We start from the raw sequence: 26,819 nt of genomic DNA on the forward strand, positions 1-26,819 counted from the left end.
CCCCGCCTACACCCCCCCCGGGGGGGGCGGGGCGGGGGGGGTGGGGGGGGGGGGGGGGGGGGGGCGGGGCCCCCCCCCCCGCTCTGCGACTTCGCACGCCCTGAGGCGGACCGGACTCGTCGCTCTGCCCGGCGGTGTCCCGCAGGGGGACACCCCGGCCGAGCCACTGCAGCTGGGGCGCGCCATGCGCCGCCGGCTGTCGGCGGCCGTGCAGGCCCTGGTCGAAGCCGGCGCCGGACTCTCGGACGCGGCGCAGCTGCTGCGGATCGTCGTCGCCGCCAAGGCCCATCACCGCGCTGGCTGTGCCGCGCGGGTCCGCGTGCCCGAACTGGCGCGGTGGATGGGGGTGGGGAACTCCACCGTCGACAAAGCGCTGGCCGAGCTGCGGCGTGTGAGCGCGCTGAACACCGTGGAGCGGCGCGCGGCTTCCGGCGCGGTGACCGGGCTGGACTGCACGGTGCCGGGTCTGCGCGCGGCCACCGCCGCAGGTACGGACGCCCTGGCCCTGACCCGCGCGGAGCTGGCCACGCTGCTGCGCCTGGTGGAGAGGCTGTTCGGCCCGGGCTGGGAGCACCAGGACGGTACGCGGACCGCACCGGGGCTGCTCGCCTCGCGGACCGGCCGCGGCGCTGCGACCGACCGGCTCGCGCTTCTTCTGCTCGTGTTGGAGTCGCGCGCGGACGGCCGGGTCCGGCTGTGCGGCGGGGCAGTGGACACGCGTGTCGGCCGTCCCGCGGCAACGGTCGCGCGCCTGATCGGCGGAGGTGTCCACGCGGGCGCGCGCGTCCTGGCGCGTCTTCAGCGCGCGGGGGTGCTGGAGCTGGTCCGCAAGCTCACCGCGTCCGGGCTGGCCGCGCGCGGGGAGATCCGGATCCCGGCGGTGGCTGCGGCGCACCGCGCGAGTGGTGGTTCGGGAGCGCGCCGGCCCGCGATTGCAGACCCCGCGCTTGCGGCAGTCAGGGACCAGGCTCCCGCTGCCGCGGAGGAGTCCCAGGTCATGGCGGCCCCCGAAGTTCGCGTCCTGGAAATGGCAGACCCGGACGGTGCGGCAGACCTGCACACCTGGCACGCCCCGGTGGTTACTGCAGGAGTAGAGGGTGAAGGTTCAGGGGTGGTCTCCGGCGAAGCCGCGTTGGGGCAGGCCGCCGTTGCCGGTGGTGCGCGCGAGCGCGCGAGGGCGGGCTCCGAAGTCGCGCGCCTGGCTCCCCGGAGCGAGGCCAGGGCAGGCGCGCTTCGCGCGGAGGGACAAACCCCTTCCAGCTCAGCCGACACCGAGGAGGAGCAGCGCGCCGCCAACGCGCGGCCGGGTGCCTGGCGGCAGGAGTCCGCGCGGAGCCGGGTACGCGCGGCGCTGGCACCGGTGGCGTTCGTGCTGGACGCGATGACGCCGGGCCAGCGCGCGGTCGCGGTGCGGGCCGCCGAGGTCGTGCTGCGCACCGTTGTGCCGGACTCTCTCGCGGCGCAGCTTGCCGCGCGGGTCGGCCCGATGAGCATGAGCGGGCCGCTGGAGGACCGCGGAGTGATCCGCGATCCCCTGGCCTGGCTGCTGTCGCAGCTCCCGTCGGTCACGCTGTGTGGCCGTTGCGGGATCCGCATGACCACGGGGGCCCCGTCGGCGCGCAGCGCCGTGTGCGACCAGTGCGCGCACGCGGCGTCCGTCCCGGACCGTGGGGCACGGATCTGCCCGGTCTGCGGACGCCTGGGGCATGGGTTCGATGACGGCGGGCAGTGCGGCCGGTGCGAGCATCGCCAGGTGCTGGAGCGGGCGGGCGACCTGGCGGCTGAGGCAGCCGAAGCTGTCCCGGTTCACCAGCCGGGTGCTGGCGCGGTAGCCCGCCGAGCCGTCCTGGATGCTGCCCGGGCGGCGGCCGCCGAGGCTGAGCGCCGGGGCGCTGACCCGCTGCTGCAGGAGCTCGCCGCTCGCCTGGCCGCGCAGAACATCGCCGCGGAGTGGGCCGCCGACTATGGCGATCGGGGCCACACGGGTCGGGACGCGTCGCGCGCGGAGGGCCCGAGAGGCTGGCACTGTGCCGACGCGCGGTGCGCGCGCCGCAGTACCGCGCGCCGTCCGGACTCGGGGCTGTGTTCATCCTGCGACCGCGCGCGCGAGCACCGTGAGGCCCGCGCCGCGCGAGCACCGTGAGGCCCGCGCCGCGCGCGCCGCGCGCGTGGCCGCCGTCGCCGGCTGAGCCTTCGGCGCCGCGCCTTCAAACCGGGAAGGCCGCGCCACGCGGGGCCGCGCAGGGAGGGATGGACAGCCCGCGCAGCCGCATGGTTTGCCCGGACGGAGGCGGCGCGGGATTGACGAGCTCGAGGGACGCAGGCACGCCCGACCGGGGTGTGCGCGGCCCTTGGTCCGGGCCCGGGTGCAGGGCGAGCGTCGACCGAACGAACCGGCCGCGGCCGGGTGTGGACAGGCCTTGCGGCCGGGCCTGCACCTATGGACAGCCCTGTCGCCTGGTCGCGTTTCCCCTGGACAAACGCGTTTGACGCTGTTGGCGAATCTATCGGGGAGGATCGCGCGGGCGTGAGCTTGTCGCCGTTTGCGTCCGGCCTCGATCAGTCGGGTCGATGGCCGGTCACCTGGATCTGCTGTTCCGTCGGCCAGCCCACGGCGGGGGTCGGCTCTTCCGGCATCATCAGTACATGGAACGAGTTATCGATCTTGATATGGCTGTCCTTGAGGTCGAACGGCGGAGGGGGCGTTGGGAGGATGCCGGGCTCACAGTGGAACCGGTTACGTGGCGAGATGAGGCACAGGAGTGGCCACAGCAGCTGGAGCTGGACCGGGCCGCAGTCGTGGATCCCGACTCCTTCGGAGTCGTACTGACCGGCCTGGGCGGCGAGCTGTCCGTGGTGCTGTTCCGAGGCGGCTGGGCCGATGTGGACTACTTCGCCGGGATCGACGATTCAGGCACCCTGCCCACGTCCGCCATCGGCTCGGCAGCGGCCTTCGGCGACCAGCTCGACTCCTACGTGGCCAGGGTCTTCGGATCTCTCGCTGATGTAGCTGGGTGAACATCTGATGGGCTGACAGGTGACGTTCAGTTCGGCGTCACAGTGACGGTGAAGCGAACGGCTGCCGGTCCTCGTCCCCGCGGTTCGTGGCAGGATCGTGGTTCTGGATCTTCGAGGGTTTCTCGGAGCGGGGTGGTGATGCCTGGGGAGGGTGTCGATGTCGCTGCGGACGCGCGCGTCGCAGGGGGTTCCGGAGGAGACCGCGCGGGTGGCGCGCGCGGCGTTCCCGAAGGGCAGCATGCCGATCCGGATCCGGGAAGCGCTGGGGCCGCTCTTCACCGACGAGAGCTTCGTGGCGCTGTTCCCCCGTCGGGGGCGGCCGGCCCTGTCGCCTGCTGTGCTGGCGCTGGCCTGCGTCTTCCAGTTCGCTGAGGGACTGTCGGACCGCGAGGCCGCCCAGGCGGTGCGCGCGCGGATCGACTGGAAGTTCGGGCTGGGTCTGGAGCTGACCGATCCTGGCTTCGACCACTCGGTCCTCAGCGAGTTTCGCGACCGGCTGATCGCCGGCGGCGCCGAGACCCAGATCCTGGACACCGTGCTCGAGGCCGCGGCCAAGGCCGGCCTGCTGCGTGCACGCGGCCGCCAGCGCACCGACTCCACGCACATCCTGTCGGCCGCGCGGGACCTGAAGCGGCTGGAGATGGTCGGCGAGACCCTGCGCGCGGCCCTGAACGCCCTGGCCGCGGCCGCGCCGGACTGGCTCGCGCAGCACGCGGACGAGGAGCTATTCGAGCGCTACCGGCGCCGTATCGAGGACTACTGGCTGCCCAAGGCGACCAAGGACCGCATCACCGTCGGGCACCAGACCGGCCAGGACGGCATGCGCCTGCTGGAAGCCGTGTTCGCCGCCGACGCCGAGCCGTGGCTGCGGCTGATACCCGCTGTCGAGGTGCTGCGCCGGGTCTGGGTCCAGGAGTTCCAGGTCGAAGAGGGCGAGGTGCGCTGGCGCGCGCCGGGCAACCTGCCCCCGGGCGCGAAGCGGCTGGCCACCCCGTACGACGTCGAGGCCCGCAGCGCGTCCAAGCGGGAGACGGAGTGGCAGGGCTGGAAGGTGCACCTGACCGAGACCTGCGATCCGGACCGGCCCAACCTGATCACCCACGTGCTGACCACGGACGCCACCGTCCCCGACGTCCACGCCACCGCGAAGGTCCACCAGGACCTGGCCGCCAAGGAATGCCTGCCCGGCGAGCACTTCGTCGACTCCGGCTACACCGGGGCCCAGAACCTGTTTGCCGCCAAGCGCGACCATGAGGTCGACCTGGTCGGGCCGGTGCAGAAGACCGCGGCCTGGCAGGGCAAGGACGGTGGCGGCTTCGCCCAGGAGGACTTCGCCATCGACTGGGACAACAAGCAGGTCGCCTGCCCGGTGGGGAAGACCAGCCGGAGCTGGAACGAGTCGTCTCCGACGCCCACCGGCGTCCCGACGGTTCGGGTCTGGTTCTCCATCACCGACTGCGAACCCTGCCCGTCCCGCTCGCAGTGCACCCGCGGCACCGGGCGGATCGGACGGCGCATGACCTTCCACCACCGCGGCGAGTTCGAGGCCCTGCGCAAGGCCCGAGCCGACCAGCAGACCGACGAATGGCGTCAGCGCTACCACGCGCGCGCCGGTGTCGAGGGGACCATCGCCCAGGCGGTCCACGGGCGGGACATGCGCCGCGCGCGCTACCACGGTCTCGCCAAGACGCACCTGCAGCACCAGCTGACCGCCGCCGCGATCAACCTCGCGCGCGTCGACGCCTGGCTGACCGAGATCCCGCGCGCGAAGACGCGCGCCTCGCACCTGCGGCGGCTCGAGCTCGCCGCCTGACGCGCGCGCCGCGCGCCTATGGACACGCGCGGCAGGACCCCCCGCGCCCATCGCGCGCGCCTATGGACAGGCCCAGCAGACCGTCCCGCGCGCGATGGACACCGCGCGCCGCGCGGCACTCGGTCCTGCGCGGAACCGGCCCGGCGTGGCCGTCCGGCACAGGGCTGATGGACAACATCCCCGGCCTCCGCCGGCACCCACGCAAACTCCCTGGACAGAGCCGCGTTTCCCCTGGACAGAAACCAGCGCGTGCGGTCGCGCCGGTGGATTGGCCAACAGCGTCAAACGCGTTTGTCCAGGGGAAACGCTGCGGTCTTCCCGATGGACAGGCGTAGCGGCGGCGCCGCCCGCGGATCGGGTTCTCCAGACCGCTGCCTCGTCGAAGTCCAGCGCCCGGTGACACCGGTTCGGGCGGCGATCCCGCAATCCGCCGCTCTGCTCCCGTAGTCCAGCCCCAGGCCCTGAGCCCGGCGCAGGGGCACCTGCTGGACGCCGGGCGCTGCTCCGCACAGCTGCCCGCGCTCAGCGCGGCGCGGCACCGCAGGGCTTTCGCGCGCGGGGTCCGCGCGGACGCCTCTTGCCTTTCGCATGGAGCGCGGCGCGCGCCGCTGCGGCTGTCCATGTCCGCGCGCCGCGCGCTGTCGATACCTCGTCGCGTGGCGCGCGGCGATGGACAAGGACGTGACCGCGCGGCGCGCGGGCGCGGCCGGGCGAGTGGATCTCGCGCGCGAATCCCCTGGACAAGGCCCCGCCCGCGCGGCTGTCCAGACGGCTGGCAAGGGGGGTCTCGGCACCTTGGCGTCATTACCCCGATCGACGCGAAGGGACGGACCCGGACGTGGCGCACCACCCGACCTCCGCCGGCACTGAGTCCGGCCCCTACGACTCCACCGACATGCGGATGCACCGCGCTTGGCTGCAGATGTGCGAGGACCCCCGGGCCGAGGCGGTCGTCGGCGGCTGGGCCGCCGAGGACGAGCTCTTCTCCGACTGCACCGGCACCGGCGACGTCCTGGCGCTGCTGAACGAGCTCTATCGGGTCGGCAACTGGGCGGGCCACGACGTGCTCCTCACCGCGCTGCTCGAGCGCGTGCCCTGCGGCGGCTACGACGGCGAGGTCGCCTGGCTCGTCACCGTCCGTGCTCTGCTGCCGAAGGCGGCGCGGATGGCCCGCAGCCAGACGCGGCCGGGAATCGACTTCGAGGAGGCGTTCTCCGTCGTCGTCGGCGCCCTCTTCGAGGTCGTGCGCATCTACCCGCTGGAGCGGTGCCCGAGGAACATCTACGCCGGCCTCGCCCTGCGCACCCTCACCCTGACCCGCCAGGCCCTCGGCCATCTCCTCGACGACGCGCCCCTTCCCCCGGACGAGGTCGCCGAGATCGTCGACCGCCGACCGGCCGGCCACGAGCTGGAGCCCGAGGAGCGCTTCGAGCGCCTCAGCCTGCTCATGGACGCCACCGAGCTACAGCTGCTTGGCGAGGACGACCACGAGCACATCCACAGCGGCACCGCGCGGGCCGAACTGCTGCACCTGGTCGTCTGGGCCGTGCGCACCGGCGTCCTGCGGCCCGACGAGGCGCAGATGCTCGCCGGCTACTACGTCGACACCGACAGCCGCGCCGGCCGGACCCCGCGCTCCATGGGCTCCGACGGCGACCGCGTCCGTAAGGCCCGCTCCCGCGCCGTGAGCCGGCTGCGCGCCGCGGACCACAACGCCTACTGGCAGCTGGCCGCATAACGCCCGCCGCACCCATCGTCCTTCGCCTGCCCAGACCCGCTCCGCGAACCCGTCCACCGAAAGGCACCACGTGATCCCCCATCAGACCGAACAGGCGCAGGCCGAGGCCGTCGACACGGACGCGCGTACCGTCGTCGAGGCCAAGCGTCTGGTTCGCCGGCTTGCCACCGCGATGGTCACCAGCCCTTTCGACGAGCGCGCACACGCCGAGCTCCTGGACTTCCTCACCAGCGGGGCCGCAGAAGCCCGAGCCGCGTGGGAACGCCTCAACGCGCTCTCCGACCAGGAGCTCACCGCCAAGGCCCGCGGCGCGGTCCTCGGCGCAGCCGCCCGAGGTCGGAAGTGAAGCGCGGCCGCAGCCGCGCGCGCCGCAAGGACATCAAGCGCGCCGCCCTGCGGGAGCTCGAGCTCCCCGACCAGGTCGACGAGGACGCGGACGGGGCGCAGCCGGACGACGAGCCGATCGGGTGGCAGACCAGCGCAGCCACGATGGCCGGCGCGGCCCGCCTGGCCCGGATCGGCGTGTGGGCGGCGCTGCTCGCCGGCCCGTTGCTCGGCGGGGCCGCGCTGCTCGGCGGCTCCGCCCCCGGCGCCGCCGCACGGCCCACCCCCAGTACCTCAAGCATGGCGGCGTCGGGCACCGGGCCGGCCGGTTTCGCGCAGCTGTACGTCCAGGCCTACCTCGCCGCGGGCAACGGCACCGAGAACAACGTGGCGCCCTACTACTCCGGCACCCTCTCGCTGAACAACCCGCCCGCGGCCCGCACCGCCGCCACCACGGTGGTCATGGCGAGCACCCAGGTCTCGCCCGGCTACTGGTCGGTGACGGTCGCCGCCGACGTCGTCGCCCACCCGCAGGGCGGATCCGCGACCGACACCGGACTGCACTACTTCCAGGTCGGCATCGAGGCGACCGGCCCGGAGGCGGCCGGCGGTGCGCAGCAAGGCACCGGCCCGGTCGGCTACACCGCAACCTCGCTGCCCGCGGAGATCTCCGCCCCTAGCTCCCTGCGGCCTGGCGTCCTGGTCTACGGGGCGTCCACTCTCAGCAGCACCGACCCGGCGCAGGCCACCGTCAGCGGCTTCCTGTCCGCCTACCTGACCGGCACCGGGCAGCTCGGCCCGTACACCACGCCGGGCGTGGTCATGAACCCGGTCAGCCCGGCGCCGTACTCCTCCATCACCATCGCCGGGATCAGCGACGACAACCCGGCCGGTGCCGGCGGCAGCACCACGGTGCCCGCCGACGGCACGCTGCGCCGCGTTCTGGCCCAGGTCAACGCCACCTCCGACGCCGGGACCTTCTCGCTGAACTACGCACTCACCCTGCGCGCCCGCGCCGGCCGCTGGGAGGTCCACGCCCTCGATCTGGCCCCGCACCTGGCCCCCGGCAGCGCCGGCTCGATGCCGAGCCCGGCTGCCGGCACCACCCAGCCCCCCGTCGCCGTGCCCGCGGCCACGGCCTCCACCGCAACCCCGTAGAGGAGTTCTGCACTATGCCCGCACCCACGCACCCGGCGACCGGCCAGGTCTACCTGGCCGGCGACATCATCACCTGGGCCAACACCAAGGTCACCCAGCTGAACACGCTCGCGCTGGCCGCCGCCGTCCTGATGGCGATCATCGCCGTGCTCATGGCCTGGTGGAAGACCCGTTCCTTCGTCGCCACCCTGGTCGCCCTCGTGCTGGCCGGCCTGGTCATCTGGGCCGTCAACAACATGACCACCATCCAGAACAAGGTCGGCACCGAGGTCAACGCCTCCCGCGCCCCCGCGGCAGTGGCGCCAGTGATGCCCGGTCCTGAGCACCACGGGCGGGCCGCGGCGTGAGCAGCATCGGCGACGACGTCCTGATCGGCCGCTCCTACACCCGGGCGCGGCGCAGCCCGCTCGTGATCGGGAAGCTGCCCGGCGCGGGCCGGCTGCCGGGCGGACCGTACACGATCACACAGATCGTGACGATGGTCCTGGTCTTCGTGGTGCTGATCATCACGAAAGCCGTCTGGGCGCACTTCGGTCCCGGCAACGTCCTGATCATGATCGCCGTTCCGTGGAGCCTGGCGTTCGCGCTGCGGTACGCGCGCATGGACGGCCGGGATCCGGCGCGGGCGCTGCTGGGGGTCTTCACCTACGCCTCGACCCCGCGGGCCGGGCGGCTGGCCGGCCGCCCGGTGCGGCGCCGGCGCCCGCAGCTGCTGGGCGTCCGGATCACGGTCGGCCTGCAGGTTCCGGCGGCGGCTCCCGAGCCGCCGCTGGCCTGTCGGCCGGCGGTGCGCCCCGCCGCGCAGTCCGCGCCCGCACCCCGCGCTCTTCAGAGCGCCCGGCCACGCCGGACCTCCCCGGCCGGCCGCCGGCCTGCCCCCACGGCGCCCGGACCTGCGGTCCCGGCGACTGCGCCGCTCCCCACGAGCGTCACCGTTCCGCGCTCCGGCGCCCGCACCCCTGCGGCGCGCACCGCGCTGCAGAGCCTCCTCGCCGAACTGGGCGAGGACTGACCTTCCATCACTCGGATCGATCCTCGGGGGACGACATGCGCCTGCCCATCCGCCACATCAGCGGCAATCTCATCTGGACCACGAGCGCGACGGTGTGGGGCGTGTGGCGCGTCGAGTCCGACAACTACGCCCACGCCTCCCGCCAGACCAAGCGCGAACGGCTCGACCAGCTGGAGGCACTCTTCAAGGCGTTGCGTGGCGAGGTCATGCTGCTCAGCCTGTGCCCGCAGGTCGACGCCGCGTCCGTGGTGGAGCGGATGACCTCGGGCGTGGACCTGGACAAGTCCCCCGAGCTGGTCGAGCTGTCCTGGAAGGTGCTCCGCCAGCTGGAGGAGCTCAAGCTGACCGGCCGGGTCGACTTCCTCGCCCTGCCGTTGTCCCATGCCGACTTCAAGGAGAGCCTGCGCGCCGTCACCGCCTCGGCCGCCTCGGAGATGATGGGCTCGCTGGGGCTGCTTGCGCCGGCCGTCCCGGCGGGCGAGGTCGCCCACCGCATGACCCAGGCCCGGCGGCTGGCGGCGACCTGGCCCTCGGGGGTTCGGCTGCGTCCGGCCAGCGAGGCCGAGATCCTGTGGGTCTACGCCCACAGCGCCCGGCGCGGGCTGGAGGAGCCGCTGCTGCCGGAGGACGGCGCACCGCGCGGCATCCGCGGCCGCGGCCGGACGGTGGCCGCGCACACCCAGGTGCTCCTGGACGAGGGCGGCCGCGGGCAGCTGTCCTCGAAGGCGCCCACGAACCCGCTCAAGCACAAGTACCTGCGGGCCGAGACCGAGTACGGCAGCAGCTACCAGGCCTTCTGCGTGATGTCGGAGATGCCAGACTCCTTCGTCTTCCCCGGCAGCGAGTACCTGTCCGCGCTGGACGAGTTCTCCTTCCCCGTCGACTGGTGCGTGCGGCTGAACATCGAGTCCGGTTCCAGGGCGGAGCCGCGCTCCCGGCGCCGCGCCAACGAACTGGCCCACCAGTACACCGAGTACGACGGCGACGTCGCCGGCGTGCCTGCACACCTGGACAAGGACACCGCGTCCCTGGACGAGTACCGCTCCCGTCTCACGTCCTCCTCGACGGAGGTGGAGATCCGGGCGTCGGTGGCGATGTGCGTGTGGGGTGACTCCCCCGCCGACCTGAACGAGCAGATGGCAGCCCTGCGCAATCACTTCGGCGGCTCCGACTACACCCTGGAGCGGCCGGCCGGCGACCAGGTGAACCTGTTCCACGCGATGCTGCCGGGCGCCCGCGCGCCCCGCGTGATGAACGACTACGCGCAGATCCTGCTCGCCCGCGACTTCGCGATGGGCATGCCGTTCTCCGGGCAGGGCCTGGGCGACGATGCCGGCTCGCTGTTCGCCCTGCAGCTGTCCGGCGGCGGCGTGTGGCCCGTCCTGATCGACTTCAGCCACGGCCCCCGGGTCAACGTCGCCGCGAACACCGCGTTCATCGGCGAGCTCGGCTCGGGCAAGTCGGTGGGCCTGAAGTCCGCCCTGTACTCGATCCTGTCGACCGGTCACCGCCTCGCCCACGCCACCAGCCGCGGCCGCGGCCTGGTCATCGACCGCACCCCGCAACGCGAGTGGGTCCGCTTCGTCGAGGCCTGCCCCGGCACCACCCAGGTCATCGACGTCGACGAGACCGCCGGCCTGTCCCTGGACCCCCTGCGCGTCTTCACCGGCCCCCGCGCCGCCCGGTACGCCGAGAGTTTCCTGACTCCGCTGCTCGACATCGCCTCCATGTCGGTCGAAGGCGTCACCCTCGCCGAGGCCATCGAGGCGACCAACACCGGCAGCAACCGCAGCATGCAGGGCCTGATCGACACTCTCGTCGAGCGCGCCCGCATCGTGGACCCCGACGAGCCCAACGACGACGCCGTGCGCGCCGCCGCCAGCGAGCTGGTCCGCAAGCTGCGCTCCCTGGCGAAGAAGGACCTCGGGAGGGTCGTCTTCGATCCGGATCTGCCCGTGGTCCGGGTCTCCGACGCCGACTCGATCGTCTTCGCGGTCTCCAGCCTCAAGCTGCCCAGCAAGGAGGAGCTCGACGAGCACCGCCTGAGCCGGCTGGAGGTCGAGAAGAAGTTCGGCTGGCGGCTGATGTACCTGGTCGCCGCGCTGTGCCGGGAGATCGCGTTCCTGTCCGAGGAGGAGTTCACCGGCGTCTTCTTCGACGAGTGCTGGTGGCTCTCCTCCAGCCCCGAGGGCCTGGACCTGATGCTGGAGATCGTCCGCGACGGCCGCAAGCACAACGCCGGCCTGTTCGCCGCCTCGCACGACCCCTACGACATCGGCCCCGACAACGAGCAGGGCGAGAAGATCCGCGGCCTGATCACCCATGTCCTCGTCTTCCGCCAGCGGTCGCGCCAGCTCGCCGTCCGGGCGCTGGAGTTCCTCGGCCTGGACGGCACCGACGCCACCATGCTGAAGATCGTCACCGAGAACCTGTCCCCGGTGAACGTCTCCGACCACGAGCGGGCGATCCGCGCCGGCGAGTGCCTCTACCGGGACCTCAAGCGCCGCATCGGCGGCATGAAGGTCCTCATCCCGGCCGACGAGCAGGCCGCCGACGCGATCCACACCACCCCCGGTGAGACCACCGCAGGAATCCGCTCATGAACAGGCCCACAGCCGGCCGCATCGCCGCGCCACGCACCGCCGGGCGCAGCGGAGGCAGCGTGCGGCGGGTCCTGATGGTCGCCGCCCTCCTCGCTCTCCTCGCCGCCCTGGTCACCTCGGTCGCTTGGGCCGACACCCCGGCGCCCAGTCCGACGCCGGGTCCGGGCCCGTCTGCGCCCGGCTCCGGGCCGACCGCCACGCCCACACCCGGTCCTGAGCCCACTGCGACCGCCGCGGACCCCAGTGCCGTCCCTCCCATCAATCCGGCGCCTTCACCCGGGGCCACAGGGGCGGCCGACGACCCGGGCCCCGAGAAGAACCTGGCGGCGGCGCCGGCCGACGGCAGCGGGATCCTGGCTCCGTTCAACGTCAAGGACGAGTACGGCACCCCTCTGCAGATCTACGACGTCAGCGTCGACACCGGTTCCTGGGACGACTTCGACCTGAAGATCTGGGGATTCCTCACTTCGCTGTTCTTCACGATCTCGAAGTGGCTGATCGGCTTCGTGTGCTGGCTGGTGGGATGGGCCCTGAGCTTCGGCCTGGCAAAGATCATGGTGACGCCGGTGGCCGACATCTCCGGAACCATCCGCGACCAGGTCATCAACCGCCTCGGGCTGTCGGGTCTCTTCCTGACCTTCGCAGCCCTGTTCGCGGGCTGGCACATCCTGTTCCGGCAGCGAAGCCGCGGCTTCGCCGAGGCGGGCGTGTCCCTGGTCGTCGCCGCGATCGCCACGACGGTGCTGCTCTCCCCCGCTCAGGTCCTGCTGGGCACCGCCGGCGCTCCGGTCGCCCAGGGCTCCGACATGCTCCTCAGCAGCGATGGCGTCGTGGGCAAGTCGAAGGACCTGTCCCTGCAGGTGTCGAACCTCATCCTGTCCCAGGACCCGAACAACTCCTCCGCCGACCCGGACTCCGTCGTCTCTCCGATCACGGCCGGCCTGGTCAACGCGTTCGTGGTCATGCCCACCGAGCTGATGACCTACGGGAAGATCTTCACCGGAGAGTGCGCCAAGGCCTACGCGGTCAACAGCATCGTCCAGTACAACGCCGCCAACCTGCCCTCCGGCCAGGCACTGGAGACGCGCTACCAGAACCAGATCAGCGACGCGGCGAACAGGTTCAAGGACACCTGCAAGACCAAGGACTTCAGCCCCCGAGCGCAGAAGGCCTCGGCCGACAGCGCCTTCAGCGCCCTGTTCGTGGCCGTCGCGGCAAGCATCTGCGTCATCCTGATCACCCTCGTCACCGGCGGGTTCCTGGTCGCCCAGGGCTGGGTCGCCTTCGAAGCCATCCGTGCTCCCTGGGCCCTGACGGTCGGCATCCTGCCCGGCGGGGGCCGCGCCACCCTGTGGCGCTGGTTCGGCGCCATCATCAAGGCGGTCCTCGCCGTCGTCCTCAGCGTCCTGTTCCTGGCGATCTTCATCCTGATGATCCTCGCGCTGCTGAAGTCCAACACCGGCAGCGTCCTGGCCGTGAAGTTCCTGTCCATCGACCTGGTCGCGGTCGCAGGTCTGGCCGGCCACAAGAAGATCAAGGAGACCGCCCGGCAGGTTGCCGTCAACATCAACCGCCGGCTCGCCAACGCCAAGGTCGGCGGCGCACGGCGCTCCGCGTTCGCAACGCCCGGCCGCTACGCCGAGACCGCCCCGTCCCTGCGGCAGATCTGGGGCGAGGGCCGCGCGGAGGCCCGCAAGGTCACCCAGCCGCTCGCCAGAGTCGGCCGCACCGCCAAGGACCTGTGGGTCGGCCCGCAGGCCGGACGCGGCCGCACGGCGAAGCGCGGACGCCTGGCCAGGGCCGCGCGCGCCGCCACCACCGTGGCCGCCGCGGTGGGCACCGGCGGAACGAGCGCGGCAGCCAAGGCCGCCACCCAGCAGGCAGCGAAGACAGCACTCACCAAGCGCCTCGCCGCACGCATGTCGAACACCCGCGGCGGCCGCGCCACCCTCGCAGCCGGCAAGGCAGCTGCCGGCACCACGAAGTTCGCCGCCAAGTACGGCTTCCTCGCCTCCCCTGCGGGCTGGCCGGTCGGCATCCCGCGCAGCGCAGCAGCCACCAAGCGCGGAGCGAGCGCCGCCACCCAGAAGGCCAGCGCAGCGATGACGCGCGTCGAGGAGCGACTCGCCGGCGCCGCCAAGAAGCAGTGGAACGAGACCGCGACCTTCGGCAAGGAGTGGTGGGGCAACTCCAAGACCGCGGGGCGCGCGGTGCGCCGCGGTGCGACGTTCGTGGCGAACTCCGTGTGGGACACCACCGACAGCGCGGCCTCGACACCGACATCGCCCCGGCGCCCGGCACCCCGACCGACCCAGCCCACTTCCACCCCCACGACCACGGGCCCGCCGCCGCCAGCGGCCAGGCGGCCGACACCGGGACCGACCCGGCCCACCCCCACCGGCACCGCTTCCGCCACCGGCCCGGCCCCGTCCCCTCCCGGCACACCACCTGAGGCTGTGCCCCCGCCGCGGCGCCGGGCCACCCGGCCAGCCGGCCCGCCGACCGGGGGCAGGCCGTGACGGGCAACCAGAAGGCGCTCCTCGCCGGGGGCCTGCTCGCTCCGTTCATCGGATTCGTCCTGCTACTGGTGATGATCGCCGCGGTCCTGAACGGCAGCATGTCGGCCCAGGCCGGCCAGGCCGGACAGCCGGGCACCGTAGCCAGCGTGGCCGGGATCCCGCCGGTGATGCTGAACGCCTACAACAACGCGGTCGCCACCCTTCCGAAGGTCCGGCCGAACTGCACCGGCATGACCTGGTCACTGCTCGCGGCCATCGGGGAAGTCGAGTCCACCCAGGCCTCCGGCAGCTCGATCGCCGCGAACGGAGACATCACCCCGCCGATCTGGGGCCCGCTGCTCGACGGCTCCGGCATCGGCGGCAACACCACCCCGATGTACAACACGACCGACGAGGAAAGGCAGCTCGACGGCGGCAGCACCTACGCCCGGGCCATAGGCCCGATGCAGTTCATGCCCGCCACCTGGATCAGCAACGGGCAGGACGGCAACAGCGACGGCACGAGCAACCCGCAGAACGCCTTCGACGCGGCCCTGACCACCGCGACGTACCTGTGCGGCACCAAAGCCGCCGACCTGAGCCGACCGGACCAGCTCAGGTCGGCCATCCTGCGCTACAACCACAGCCAGGCCTACGTGGACGAGGTCCTGAAATGGAAGACCACCTACGACCAGATAGGCCAGAGCACCGGCGCTCTTCCGGCGACAGGCGGTAGCGCGCGCGGTCAGGCCGTCGTCGCGGCCGCCCGCAGGGAGATGGCGCTCAACATCCCCTACTCCTGGGGCGGCGGCGGGACGGGAGGCCCGAGCCTGGGCTTCTGCGACGGGAAGAACGGCCGCCTCAACGGAGTCTGCCTCGCATCCCACACCGTGGGATTCGACTGCTCCGGCCTTTCCCAGTACGCCTACGGCCAGGCCGGCGTCACCATCGCGCGCACCGCCCAGGCCCAGTACGACGGCGCTCCGACCAGGATCCCGCCGTCGGCCGGACTCGCCGGTCTGCAACCCGGCGACCTCGTCTTCTTCAGCCTCAACCCGGGCAGCGGCCGGGGCATCCACCACGTCGGCATCTACGTCGGCGGCGGTCAGATGATCAACGCCGCCCACACCGGGACGAACGTCCGCCAGGAGCCGGTCTGGATGAAGAGCTACGCCGGCGGCGGCCGCTACTGACGCCGCCCCGCACCCAGCCTCCCCCTGTTGACCGAGGAGCGAGAACCATGACCAACCGCCCGGCCCCCCGCAGCGCCCGCCTTCCGTTCATCGCCTCGGCCTCGCTGCTCGCCCTCGCAGCCACTCTGCTGCTCCTTCCCAACGGGCAGCCCCGGGGCCAGGCTGCGCTGCCCGTCGCACTGTCCGCGCAGCCCACCGCCAGCACGAGCGTCCAGACCGTCCCAGCTCCGGCTGCGCAGGCATCCCGCGCGACCTCGCCCACACCCGCGGCACGCAGCGCATCGCCGAACGCTCCCCGGACCACGCCTGCCGACCTGCTCGCCGGCGACATGCCCGACAGCTACCTGCAGCAAGTCCTCGAGCAGACCCAGCCGGCCGATCTCCCGGCCGCGCAGGAGAAGCAGCTCGTCGCCCTGGCCAACCAGGTCCTCCTCGCCGACCTCACCGGCCAGGGCCGCCCCGCTTTCCCCTCCTACTTCGGCGGCCAGGCCGCCACGACCGCCTGGTCGCACGTCCGCGTCCAGGCCGGCATCGCACGCCGTCACGCCAGCAGCAGCCAGGTCGACGCCCACCTGGTGTACGCCGGCACCGACCCGGGCGGCCGGGCACAGGAGCGCCAAACCATGACCATCGTGCTTGCCCAAGCCTCCGACGGCAGCTGGCAGCCGGTCAACGCGTCGTAGGAGCGGCTGGCCAGCATCGAGGACGGCCAAGCGGCCATCCAGCGTGAAGAACCTGGACGTCGTCACCGGCGGGTACTGAGCCCTTCCGTTGTAGGGCACTCAGTGTCCCTGCCACGGGGTCCGACCGCGGCGGGCGTCCACCACCCGCCGCGGTCGGCAGACGGCACGCGCCGGCCACCGTCAGTAGTAGTCCTCGTACGGGGCGTCGACGAACACCGGGTTCAGCGGCACGTCCAGGGCTATGCGCGCCTGCCTGACCTGCTCCTCCGGGTCCTGACTAACCAGCAGGTAGGCGTTACGGAGCAGCGGCACCGGGCAGTCGACGATCCGCATCATTCTGTCCTCGATCACACCGGCCGTGGCCGCCGCCCATTCCCTGAGACCGCGCAGCGCGGCGTCCGCTGCGGCGGCGGTCATGTTCGCGGTGCACACCTGCCATCCGCTGGCGGCGAGTTCCTCTCCGTCGGCGCATTCAGGGCTCTGCATGGACGGCCCGCGTGGCTCGTCCGTCCCGACGACTATGAAGCGGAAGTCGGCGTGGTCCTTGTGGGCGAGGAACAGCACGACGCGGGACAGGTCCGTCTGGTCCTGCAGATCGTCGACTGCCGCGACCACCAGCTGCCACAGGTCCGCCGCTGGTATTTCGTCGAGGTTCACGGTCTCGCTATGGCCGCCTTGCGGCATGCGGTCTGCGGGCATGCGTGCACCCAGACCATGGGCTCGCAGTGCCCGGAGGACGTCCCGTTCCACCTGCTCTGCGGCTTCCCGGGTAGGGAGCAGCACGGCGCGGTAGAGGTGCCAGCCCTCGTTCCGGTGCTGGTCGATCCGTCGGGAGTCCAGGGCGGCGATCCCGACCTTTCCGACGTAAGCGGCGCTGTGCGTCACGATGTAGACGTGGGTGGGCGCGGTCACGCGTCGATCCCCGTCCGGGCCGAGTCGCGCGGCACGGCGAGGTCTGTCTGGGCGTGCCCGGCACTGAGCTTGGTGGCCGCAGCGATCAGCCACGCGTGGCGCCTGTGCCTGAAATGTGTCTCTATCAGTGCACTCATCTGACCCGCCCCTCCTGCACAGTCCCCGGGCGACCCGGCCGGACCGTAGGTCCATGACTACCAGCCACCGCGGCCCGCAGTCCGGCACTCCGCTGATCCGGTATGACCACCTCCGGAACTTCTTCGCCTTCACGGTCACACCAGCCTCCCCGCCGCCATCTATGGAGAGGCGACAGGCCAGTTCCGCCCCGCGCACCGGCGCCGGGGCCTTCAGAAAAAGGACATCCGCATGACCGTCGTCGAAGTGATCGACTCCATTCTCGGTGCCGCCTCGCACGCCCCCCAGCTCGCGCAGACCGCCGGCACAGCGGTGGCGGCCAATCTCCCCGGCATCGTCCTGGTCGCCGTGCCGGTGCTGCTCCTGCTCGCTGCCGGGCAGATGCTGCTGGCCCGCCGCGCACTCGCCGACCGGGCCGGCGTGGAGTTCCTGCCCCGGCCCGGCTTCGACCCAGGAGAAGAGGACATACTGCGCTTCGTCCATCAGCTCGCCCGCGCGCAGGCGAGCGCCTCCCGCTGGCACCTGACACCCCGCAGGGCCACCGCGGTGCGGATCCGCCTGACCTCGAGCGGCGGCCCGCCCGCCTACAGGGTGGAAGCCCGAAGCCGCACCCTGGCCCTGATCAGCCGTCACGCCTACGTCGGCTGCGAGCTGCGCGACCCCGAGCGGGAGCTGGCCGCCGCCTCGGGCGTCACCATCACCTTCGAGGGCCCGGCGGACCTCGAGACCACCGGGGTGGCCGCCTGATGAGCAGCAGCCTGTCCAACGTCATCTCACTGGCCAAGCGCCGCAGCCCCGAGGACGAGTCCCCCACCGGGCTCGACGCGATACTCGCTGACGCGCCGGAGCAGGACGAAGACGGTCCTCACCGGGAGTTCGTCGCCCGCGCCGAGCTCACCCTGGCCATGCCCGACCACCTCGCGCTGCGACGGGTTCCCCTGCGACCCGATCCCCTGCAGGGCATCACCGCGGCGCTGAGCTCGGTGAACCAGGAGGACGGAGAGCAGGCGGATGTCGTGCTCGACCTGATCCCCGTCACCGCGGAGCAGCTCAACCGCCGTCGCAAGCAGCTGCTGCGTTCCGGGCGCCGTGGCCGCGGAGCCGAGCCGATCCTGCCCGGCATGCCGCACGGCGGCCGCGGGTCGATCGACATCGGCGGCGTGATGGCGCAGGTGGCACGGGAGGTGAAGCAGTCCGGCTCCTCCGGCGGCGGGCGCGGCGGCTCCGGCGTCTACAGCGAGGGCCTGTCGGTGCGTGCCGACATGACCGCGGTGTTGGGCAAGTACATGCCGCATGAGCCGAAGGAGCCGGTCTTCGCGTTCCAGCTGCTGGTGCGGGCCTCGTCCCGGGCCGAGGGCCGGGAGCTGATGCTGCTGGACGAGATCATCACGGCGCTGGAGGTCTGGAGCGGCGACAACCAGTGGAAAGAGGTCGGCCTCAACCTCCTCGTGCACCGGGTGGGGGCTGACTCGGTGCTGTACCGGCACCAGTTCGACCGGCGGTTCGCCACCGGGGAGTTCTCCCCCCGCGGCCGTCGGCGCTGGGTCAACGGCTCGGAGATCGCCGGGCTGCTCAAGCCGCCCACGGTCCACAACGCGCACGCCAAGCTGCCGGACGCGAGCGTGCCGCTGCCGCCAGGGGACCTGGTCGAGTACACCGGCCAGCGGGACCTGCTGCCGCTGGGCTTCACGACCGGGGCCGACGGCCGGGAGTTCCTGGTCGGCGTGCCGCTGCAGTGGGTGCTGTTCGGCCTGTTCCTGGGCAAGTCCGGCTACGGCAAGACGGAGATGTCCCTGATCCAGGCGATCGCGCTCGCGCACAGCGGCCAGGGGGTGATGTTCCTCGACCCGCACGGCGACGGCTGGGGCAAGGCGCAGCGGTTCCTGTCGCACGAGGGGCTGTACGAGCGGCTGTGGGAGATCGACCTGTCGATCACCGACCCGGACGCGATGGTCGCGTCCTGGAACCCGCTGTCGATGCAGGGCCGGCGGGCGAAGGACATCCCGAAGGTGGTCGGAGCGATCGTCGACTCCTTCTCCTCCGCCCTGAACTGGGGCGACAGCAGCGGCCGCGCAAAGACGATCCTGACCCGGTCGGTGCAGTCCCTGGCGTACCTGTCCTACAGGTTCGCCGAGGCCGGCCACCCGGAACTCGCGCCGACGGTTTTCCAGATCCAGACGATCCTGATGGACGAGGACTGGCGCAAGCTCGTCGTCTCCTATCTGCCGGCCCGCCTCCAGGCCTTCTGGCGCAACAGCTTCCCCAAATACCCCGGCGAGGCCGCGCCAGTGGTCACGAACATCATCGAGCGTCTGGACAGCAGCGATGCGCTGAAGGCGTTCCTCGGCTCTCCGGAGTCGACCTACGACATCCGACGGGCGATGGACGAGGGGAAGATCGTGTTCATCTGCCCGGAGGGCAGCAGCGACACCGACCGGATCATCTCGTGCTTGTTGATCTACGACCTGTTCCGGGCCGGCCTGTCGCGCCGCAACATCCACCCCTCGCAGCGCCGGGCGTTCTGGACGTTCATCGACGAGCTCACCGCGGTGGACGGCGCGTCGAAGGGCCACCTGGCCGCGATCACCGAGCAGTTGCGCAAGTACATGGTCAAGCTGCTGGCGATGACGCAGATGATGCAGCGTCTGACCCCGACCACCCGGGCCGGGCTGCTGCAGAATCTGTCGATCCTGTCGACCACCGCGGCCGACGTCGAGGAGGCCGCGCTGGTCACCAAGCGGTGGGGCGGGGCGGTCGACCCGAACACCGTGGTCAAGCTGCAGCCCTACCACTACGTGATGTCCGTCAACCGGGGCAGCGGCATGTCCGACCCGTTCCGGGTGCGGGGCGCCAGCGTCGAGGAGGCGTACGCCCTCTACGACAACCCCGACGGCGCCGAGCGTCTGCAGGAGGCGCTGAACAGCAACCTGAAGCGGCGCCCCGTCGGACAGATCCTCGCCGAGCTGGAGACCCTCGACGAGCGGATCTTCGACGGCGTCACCCAGTACCTGACCCCGGTCAGGGTCTCCGCGCGGGTGGCCGCAGCCGACGACATCGAGTCCGAACCCACCGACCGGCCGCGCCGGAAGCCTCCCGGCCGGACCGGGGGCGCGCCCGGCAGCGCGATCGCGACCGCGGCCGTCGACCCCGAGCAGGCGCAGTACGACCGCCCCGACGACGCCGACGAGGCATGGAGCACTGATCTGGGATGAACGCCGCCACCCTTCACCGCCCCGCAACGATGGCCCGCCTGGCCCAGCAGGCCATGACCGTGCTGTACCAGCACCGGCTGATGACCACCCAGCAGCTGCACCGGCTGCTCCAGCCCCAGGCGCAGCGGCCCGTCTATCTGCTGGGCCAGCTCAAGCGTCTGGAGGACGCCGGGCTGGTCGAGCGTGTCCGTGCGCTGCACCGCAACCCCCGCCACGCCCAGTTCCTGTGGTTCCTGACCGAGGACGGCTACCTGCACATGGACGGCTCGCAGGAGAGCGTCACCCGCCAGCACCGCACCACCACTGCCACCGCGACCGGGCCCCGCCAGGCGCACACCCTGGCGGTGAACGAGGTCGGCATCGCGATGGTGGAGCACGCGCGCAACGCCGGCCACGAGTGCGGGCCGCTGGACTGGATGCCGGAGGTCGCCCACCGCATGCGGGACGGCCAGCGGCGCTTCGAGGACGACCACGTCATCTCCGACGCCGTCCTGGACTACACGCACGTCGTCGGCGATGGCCGCCGCACGCTGCTTCGGGCCTTCGTCGAGCTGGACCGCTGCACCATGACCGTCGCCCGGCTCGCGGACAAGGTCGCCGCGTACGGGCGGTACTACGACTACATCCCGCAGGAGCACGACCGTGCCCGCCGCTCGACCAGGAGCCGGCCAGCCTGGCAGAGCACCTACTCCCGCTTCCCGCGGCTGCTGATCGTGCTGGACCATCCGTCCCAGCGCGTCCTGGGCTCCCGCACCAACGACCTCGGCGCACTGACCGGCGCCAACCCCAGCCTGTCGGCGCTGGCGGCGCAGCTGTCCGTCGGCGTCACCACACTGGCCAAGCTCCGCGAGCAGGGTCCGTTCGCCCCGATCTTCAAGCCGCTGCTGCGCAACCAGCCGCCCACCGACATGTTCCTGCGTCCGCAGGCCGAGAGCTGAGCACCAGCACCACCCGTACAAGGAGGGCAGCATTGTGACGACGACCAGCGACCTCGGCCCAGACCTCGCGCCCGGCTCCGCCGGTGTCAGCATGATCCACCTGGCGGAGATCCTCCAGCGCCACACCCGCCTGGCGCAGCGGCGGTTCGTGATGCTGCCGTTGCGCGGGCCGGGCAGCGCCTACACCGAGCCCCAGGGCCGGCAGCCCGGCGACGCGACCGCCCCGGTCGAGCTCGCCGACCTGATCTCCTCCATCAGCGAGGTCGGGCTCCTGGAGCCGGTGCTCGTCGAGGAGACGCCGAACCCCGGCGGCGGCGCGCCGGCCATGCGGCTGGTCTCCGGGGAGCGTCGGCTGCGCGCCATGCGCTGGGGCGCCCTGCACCTCGACGACAACCCGCACTTCGCGGCCATCCCCGCCATCGTGTGCCCCGGCCCGCTGTCGGACGAGGAGCGCTCGACCTGGCGGTTCGTGGAGAACTTCGCCCGGGAGGACCTCAAGCCCGCCGAGCAGGCTGTCGCGCTGATGTACCAGCGCTGCGCGGTCCTGGTCGGCAAATTGCTGCGCGCCGGGAAGCCCGTGCCGCGCGAGGTCTACGAGATCACCGACGCCGTCGAGCGATTCCAGGCCCTGGAGAAGATCCGCGGCGGGGACCGAAGCTGCGCCGCGCCGTGGAGCGAGGTCCTCACCCGACTCGGCCTGCAGCTGAGCGAGCGCAAGGCGATGGAGCTCGTGCGCGCCTTCAAGGAGCTGCCGCGTGACCTGAGCGAGGAGATGGACGAAGCAGGCGTCCGGCTCAACACGCGGATCCGCTACGCCCGGCTGCAGCGCGGCCGCGCCGACGCCGCAGCCGGGATCTGGGCCTCCCTCAAGAACACCGGTCGGCTCCACCTGCTGCCCAGCGCCGTCGATATCGGCCTGGCCCAGCTCGGCCTCGACAACGCCGGCGCCATCGTCGACGCCGCCAGCGAGCGGTTCGACAACGCCAACGCCGGCCGGCGGGCGAAACTCAGCCGTGTCCCCGCCGGCGAGGAAGCGAACGGGCAACACAGCGACAACCCGGAAGACCGCGAGCTGGCGGGCAGCGAAGCCCCGCAGTCCTTGTCGTACGTCGTCGAAGCGTCGGCCGCTAGGCCGGGGCCGGACGGCGAACTGCCAGAAGGCCAGACCCTGGACACGCCAACGGAGCAGCGCTCGCTGGTCGACCAGGCCGTCGTCCGCGCCACGCTCGACTCCCTGCGGGCGCTGCTCGCCGACCTGCGCACCGGTCACGATCTCGGCCGCTACGACCAGGGGTCGCTGCGCCTGGCGCTTCGCGAACTCGAACCGTTCCTGGCCGCCGACGCCACCGTACCCGCTTCCCAGGAGGTAGCAGCCTGATGACCAGCATCTCCCTGCCCATGCCCACCGTCGGAGTTCCGCTACCCGGCCGCGGCTGCGACTGCACCCGCTGCGCGTTCTGGATGGGCCTGGACGGCCGCGGCGGGCCGGCCACCGTCGAGCCGCTGTGCTCGGGCAGCAACGCCGACTGCAGCTACTGCGGCTGCGCGGCCACCGAGGCCGGCTCCCCTGCGGGTGCCTGTGGCAGCTGCCCGATCCGCTGCGGCTCCCGGACCGACATCGCCGCCTGGATGCACGATGTCGGCGGCACCCTCGCCTTCGACGACCTGAGCGTCGAGGGCGAGCTCCCGCAGCTGCCCTCGTTCATCCCCATGACCGACGGCAGCTCCGTCACCGCGCTGGACGCCAGCCTGCGCTGGCCCGCGTACGGCGTCGGCCTGCGCCGGGTCTTCAGCCCCGATACCCACACCATCTACCCGCGCTTCGTCGGCAAGGACGCGCGCCAGGTCCTCGGACTTGGCGAGCAGCAGAAGGCGGTGCTGGTCGGCTACGGAGAGGATCCGCTGGTGGAGGCGTTCTGGTCCTATCGGCGCCGTGACGGGCTGGTCGAGGAGCTCGCCTCGCAGAACTGGGACGTGATCCTGTCGCCGAACTACTCGATCTACGGCAACTGGCCGCGGGCCGAGCACCTGCTGAACATGCGCCGCTGCCTCATGATCGCGCAGGAGTTCCACGAGGCCGGGGCCGTGGCGGTGCCGAACGTGTACTGGTACCGGCTGGAGGACCTGGAGCGCTACCGCTCCTGGTTCGACGACGTCCCCGCACCGGGCATCGCCGTGAACCTGCAGACCGTTCGCGAGAACAACAACTGGGACTCCTGGGCGCTGCCGGGCCTGTACTGGCTGGCGGAGAACCTCCCCGAGGACCTGCCGGTCCTGCTCACGGGCCTGTCCCGAGCTGACCGGATCGCCCAGGCCGTCGCTCTGTTCGGCGACAGGCTGACGCTGATCAGCCAGAACCCCCACCAGTACGCGCTGCACGGCGCGGTGATGACGGCGAACGGCCGTGAGGACATCCATGCCCGGCCTGGCGACGCCTTCGCCGCCACCGTCCGCTACATGTCCTCGCTCCTGCCGCGGAGGTGATCCGGGAAACTTCCCGGCCGCGGTCACACCGCGTCCCTGGCCGCCATCTATGGAGGGGCGAAAGAGGAAAGGAGTCCCGATGTCACAGCCCCACCCTGCACCAGCGGCCACAGCCCCTGGCCCCGACGGGGCCACCGACCACTGGCGCCTGGCCGTTCTGTCGGTCTGGCTCCCGGCCCTCGGCGCGCCCCTGGACCCGGTGGCGGTCGTCGGCCTCGATCAGCGCCCCGGAACCAACGCCCCGGTGCACCTCGTGTGGGTGCCAATGGCCTTCGAGTCCGCCGACCCGTGGCGCGAGCTGCTGGCCGACGGCGTCACCGCGGAACTGCTGGATCGCTGGGCCGAACAGAGCTCCACGGTGGCCGTCGACTTCGTCGACGCGCCCGAGGGCGCCGTCGACCTCGCTCACGCCGCCGGGCTCGTCCTCGACGAGCTCCTCGCCGAGGTGCTGCCGGACCTCCCCGACCGCGGGGAGGGTTGATGGGCACCAACTCCAAGGCCAGCCACCAGAGCTACACCGTCGCCCCGTCCGGCGCGGACAGTGGCGACAACGACGTCCAGCCCGGGGACAGCGGCGCGATCAGCGAGGAGTACGCGCAAGCGGCCGCGAACTTCGTCCTGGCCACGGAACTCGCGTCGCTGATCGGCGCCGGCGGCGTGGACTGGGAGACAGACCCGAATTACCCGCTACTCGATGTGCCGGAGGACCCGGTCGAGAAGTTCGACCAGTTCGCCGAACAGATCAAAGCGGCTCGCGAAGCCGTAGAGGCCATGAAGGCCGCCAGCGCGTCGGAGGAGGAGATCGCCGAGAAGCTCAAGGAAATCAAGGCCGCCTCCCTGGCGTACCTGACCGCGCTCCCGGCCGAGGAGCTCCAGCAGATCGCCGCAGCTAAGGGCTTCGAACACCCGGTGCTCGTCGGTCTGTCCGGCAAGGGGCAGCACCCTCTGGTGCACTGGCTCGACCCGGCCTACGAGCAGGACATCAAGTCCAAGGCCGCGATCCAGGCCGCCGCCCACAAGCGCTACCAGCAGCTGCTGGCCGGCGAGACCTACGGCGGCCTGACGCTGGCGGACGTCCACCAGCTCGAAGGCACACCGATGCCGCACACGGGCGGCACCTGGCAGGCCACGCCCGAGCAGGTCCAGCAGGCCCAGGCCTCGCTCGCTACGGCCATGGACGGGCTGCCGGACAAGCCCCAGCTGGTGAACGGCGAGCAGCTGGCGGCGCTGCTGAAGGCGGAGCGGCACCTCGCCGGCGCCGAGTGCCCCGAGATGGGCGACGACCTGCAGGCGGCGAAGGCGAAGGCCCACCAGGATGTCGACGCCTACCTGGACAAGGCCTGGGTGAAGGCCTACAACACGCAGCTGGCGGCCAAGGAGGCGATCGACGCCGGCCTGATCACCAAGCAGCAGGCCGGCCTCGTGAGCGGACATCAGCTGGTGAAGCTGATCCGGCCGAACACCGACGACGCCACGCTCAACATGGTCAAAGACGGCATCGCGAAGCGGCAGGCACAGCTCGATGCTCTCGACGCCGCAATGAGCGGCTACCTCCCGGTCGGCAAGGACACCAACGGCGCGCTCACACTCGGCCCCCTCGGGAAGGGGACAGCTGAACAGCACAGCGAGGCGGTCAAGACCGCCGCCGCGTGGGCCGCCAGCACCGGAAAACTGTACGACGCCCAGGCGGCGGTGAAGTCCTGGGCTGGGCAGGTGGTGCTGCCGCCGGCCGATCTGACGACGCAGCATCCCGGCCTGGACAAAGACAACTTCGTCGATCCGTACAAGGAGACGGAGGCGTTCAACGCGTGGGCGAAGCAGCAGAAGCTCGCCCACCTGCGTGAAGTGGCCGAGGAGCTCGGCATGACCGCGGCCGGCAAGGCCTCGCGGGCGCACGTGCAGAAGTTCATCACCGGCCACCTCCACCCCGGCTTCAACCCGTCGCAGGTCAACTTCGCCGCCGAGCAGGCGGAGAAGAAGAAGGCTGCCAAGGCGACGCAGGCCGCGGCGGCTCCGCCCGCGCCGACAGCGCCCATCTCCGCAGCACCGGCAGCCGCGGCGACGGGCGCGGGAGCCACCCTCACGGGGGCGCCGGTCACCCCTGCCGCGAAGCCCGCCAACCTCAAGCAGGCGTCGGCCGGCGCGGCAGGTGGGGCGTTCGCGGCCAAGAACAAGGCGCTGGTCGCGGCGCTGCAGATGGCCGGCGCCAACGCCTCCGATCTACCCAAGCGCGTGGAGTCCGCGCAGGTCGCGGCGATGTCGTTCGGGCCGGCGCAGTCCGCGGCGCTCGGCGGTGCGCACAGCAAGACCCTGCACCAGGGCCCGGACGGGGGGATGTGGCTGTTCAAGCCGGACAAGCAGGCCAGCGGCGCCCGTGCGGCCGCGGAGGCAGCGGCCTCCCACGCTCTGGATCTGGGCGGTGTCCCCTCGGTGCCGGTCTACCAGAAGGCGATCGGCGGCCAGCCGGGCTGCATCCAGCCGATGGTCAAGGGCGCCAAGACACTCGGCGGGAGTCCGTTGTCCTGGACGCAGGGCCAGGTGGACTCGATCGTGCGCTACCACGTCGGCGCGTGGCTGGTGGGTGACCACGACGGCCATGCCCAGAACATGCTCGAGACGCCGTCGGGCGGCCTGGTCAACATCGACCGGGGGCAGGCCTTCAAGTTCTTCGGGCAGGACAAGCTCGATCTCGGCTACGCCCCGAACAGCGGGTACGGCTCCGTGCCGGTCCAGCAGCAGCTGTACTCGGCGTTCATGGGCGGCAGCCTGGCCGCGGGGGTGAAGGTGAACCCCGCGGTCGCCCACCCGGTCATCAAGTCCTTCGAGGCGATCCCGGACGCTCAGTGGCGGGCCGTGCTCCACGACACCGCGCACCAGGGCGCGAAGGCGGGTCTGCACTGGGTGCCGAAGATGCGGGCCCGGGCCGCCAAGCAGCACGGCATCGCCGCAGCTGAGGTGACGCACACGCAGATCGCCGAGGCGTTCCTGGACCACGCCTGCGAGCGCAAGGCGACCCTGCGTGCCGACTTCGCCGACTTCTTCACCAAGCAGCTGAAGCTGTCCTCCGCCGCCGCCCTCAAGCACGGGAGCTGACCTCG

The 26,819-nt window shown here is 71.9% G+C and carries 21 protein-coding genes; 19 read left to right on the top strand and 2 right to left on the bottom strand.

All coding sequences use genetic code 11. The annotated features are described in order from the left end of the window. Positions 1–184 precede the first annotated feature (184 nt). The 12 genes from SNE206_RS14785 to SNE206_RS14840 all read left to right on the top strand — a co-directional run bounded on the left by SNE206_RS14785 (position 185) and on the right by SNE206_RS14840 (position 16,040). On the top strand, positions 185–2,143 hold the full coding sequence (locus SNE206_RS14785) for a hypothetical protein (RefSeq protein WP_407913792.1): 1,959 nt from the start codon (positions 185–187) through the stop codon (positions 2,141–2,143). A gap of 503 nt (positions 2,144–2,646) precedes the next feature. Beyond that, on the top strand, positions 2,647–3,018 hold the full coding sequence (locus SNE206_RS14790) for a hypothetical protein (RefSeq protein WP_407913793.1): 372 nt from the start codon (positions 2,647–2,649) through the stop codon (positions 3,016–3,018). 157 nt (positions 3,019–3,175) lie between these two features. Continuing rightward, entirely contained in the window at positions 3,176–4,831 is a 1,656-nt protein-coding gene (locus tag SNE206_RS14795) for an IS1182 family transposase (RefSeq protein ID WP_407913794.1), read from the top strand. Between the two features lie 838 nt (positions 4,832–5,669). Continuing rightward, positions 5,670–6,569, top strand: a complete 900-nt coding sequence (locus SNE206_RS14800) for a hypothetical protein (RefSeq protein ID WP_407913795.1) — start codon at positions 5,670–5,672, stop codon at positions 6,567–6,569. A gap of 70 nt (positions 6,570–6,639) precedes the next feature. Beyond that, positions 6,640–6,915, top strand: a complete 276-nt coding sequence (locus tag SNE206_RS14805; protein WP_407913796.1) for a hypothetical protein — start codon at positions 6,640–6,642, stop codon at positions 6,913–6,915. Next, positions 6,912–8,051 (top strand): conjugal transfer protein, encoded by a 1,140-nt coding sequence (locus SNE206_RS14810; RefSeq protein WP_407913797.1) that lies wholly within the window; start codon positions 6,912–6,914, stop codon positions 8,049–8,051. The genes SNE206_RS14805 and SNE206_RS14810 overlap by 4 nt, the downstream gene beginning before the upstream one ends. Positions 8,052–8,065: 14 nt before the next feature. Beyond that, positions 8,066–8,398: a hypothetical protein gene (locus SNE206_RS14815; RefSeq protein ID WP_407913798.1), complete on the top strand. Its 333-nt coding sequence runs from the start codon at positions 8,066–8,068 to the stop codon at positions 8,396–8,398. Next, positions 8,395–9,063: a hypothetical protein gene (locus SNE206_RS14820; protein WP_407913799.1), complete on the top strand. Its 669-nt coding sequence runs from the start codon at positions 8,395–8,397 to the stop codon at positions 9,061–9,063. Before SNE206_RS14815 ends, SNE206_RS14820 begins: the two co-directional genes overlap by 4 nt. Before the next feature lie 35 nt (positions 9,064–9,098). Continuing rightward, positions 9,099–11,666, top strand: coding sequence for an ATP-binding protein (locus SNE206_RS14825; RefSeq protein WP_407913800.1), 2,568 nt, complete (start codon positions 9,099–9,101; stop codon positions 11,664–11,666). After that, positions 11,663–14,185, top strand: coding sequence for a hypothetical protein (locus tag SNE206_RS14830; protein ID WP_407913801.1), 2,523 nt, complete (start codon positions 11,663–11,665; stop codon positions 14,183–14,185). Before SNE206_RS14825 ends, SNE206_RS14830 begins: the two co-directional genes overlap by 4 nt. Continuing rightward, the gene (locus SNE206_RS14835; protein ID WP_407913802.1) at positions 14,182–15,357 is read left to right on the top strand and encodes an NlpC/P60 family protein; all 1,176 of its coding nucleotides are present in this window, start codon (positions 14,182–14,184) and stop codon (positions 15,355–15,357) included. Before SNE206_RS14830 ends, SNE206_RS14835 begins: the two co-directional genes overlap by 4 nt. Before the next feature lie 47 nt (positions 15,358–15,404). Next, positions 15,405–16,040, top strand: coding sequence for a hypothetical protein (locus tag SNE206_RS14840; RefSeq protein ID WP_407913803.1), 636 nt, complete (start codon positions 15,405–15,407; stop codon positions 16,038–16,040). Between the two features lie 180 nt (positions 16,041–16,220). Here SNE206_RS14840 and SNE206_RS14845 read toward each other — a convergent pair whose 3' ends face one another. Both SNE206_RS14845 and SNE206_RS14850 read right to left on the bottom strand, forming a co-directional pair. Next, positions 16,221–16,952, bottom strand: a complete 732-nt coding sequence (locus SNE206_RS14845) for a hypothetical protein (RefSeq protein WP_407913804.1) — start codon at positions 16,950–16,952, stop codon at positions 16,221–16,223. Continuing rightward, positions 16,949–17,089 carry a hypothetical protein gene (locus SNE206_RS14850; RefSeq protein WP_407913805.1) on the bottom strand — a complete coding sequence of 47 codons (141 nt, stop codon included), beginning with the start codon at positions 17,087–17,089 and terminating at the stop codon, positions 16,949–16,951. The genes SNE206_RS14845 and SNE206_RS14850 overlap by 4 nt, the downstream gene beginning before the upstream one ends. Before the next feature lie 229 nt (positions 17,090–17,318). Here SNE206_RS14850 and SNE206_RS14855 point away from each other — a divergent pair, with 229 nt between their 5' ends. From SNE206_RS14855 to SNE206_RS14885, 7 genes are all read left to right on the top strand, one after another. Then, entirely contained in the window at positions 17,319–17,834 is a 516-nt protein-coding gene (locus SNE206_RS14855) for a hypothetical protein (RefSeq protein WP_407913806.1), read from the top strand. After that, on the top strand, positions 17,834–20,299 hold the full coding sequence (locus SNE206_RS14860) for an ATP/GTP-binding protein (protein WP_407913807.1): 2,466 nt from the start codon (positions 17,834–17,836) through the stop codon (positions 20,297–20,299). Before SNE206_RS14855 ends, SNE206_RS14860 begins: the two co-directional genes overlap by 1 nt. After that, on the top strand, positions 20,296–21,237 hold the full coding sequence (locus SNE206_RS14865) for a replication-relaxation family protein (protein WP_407913808.1): 942 nt from the start codon (positions 20,296–20,298) through the stop codon (positions 21,235–21,237). The genes SNE206_RS14860 and SNE206_RS14865 overlap by 4 nt, the downstream gene beginning before the upstream one ends. A 34-nt stretch (positions 21,238–21,271) precedes the next feature. Beyond that, on the top strand, positions 21,272–22,615 hold the full coding sequence (locus tag SNE206_RS14870) for a ParB/RepB/Spo0J family partition protein (protein WP_407913809.1): 1,344 nt from the start codon (positions 21,272–21,274) through the stop codon (positions 22,613–22,615). Then, positions 22,615–23,721 (top strand): hypothetical protein, encoded by a 1,107-nt coding sequence (locus SNE206_RS14875; RefSeq protein ID WP_407913810.1) that lies wholly within the window; start codon positions 22,615–22,617, stop codon positions 23,719–23,721. Before SNE206_RS14870 ends, SNE206_RS14875 begins: the two co-directional genes overlap by 1 nt. A 79-nt stretch (positions 23,722–23,800) precedes the next feature. After that, entirely contained in the window at positions 23,801–24,202 is a 402-nt protein-coding gene (locus SNE206_RS14880) for a hypothetical protein (protein WP_407913811.1), read from the top strand. Next, the gene (locus SNE206_RS14885) at positions 24,202–26,814 is read left to right on the top strand and encodes a hypothetical protein (protein ID WP_407913812.1); all 2,613 of its coding nucleotides are present in this window, start codon (positions 24,202–24,204) and stop codon (positions 26,812–26,814) included. Before SNE206_RS14880 ends, SNE206_RS14885 begins: the two co-directional genes overlap by 1 nt. Positions 26,815–26,819: the final 5 nt, after the last annotated feature.

Source organism: Kitasatospora sp. NE20-6, assembly GCF_045862635.1.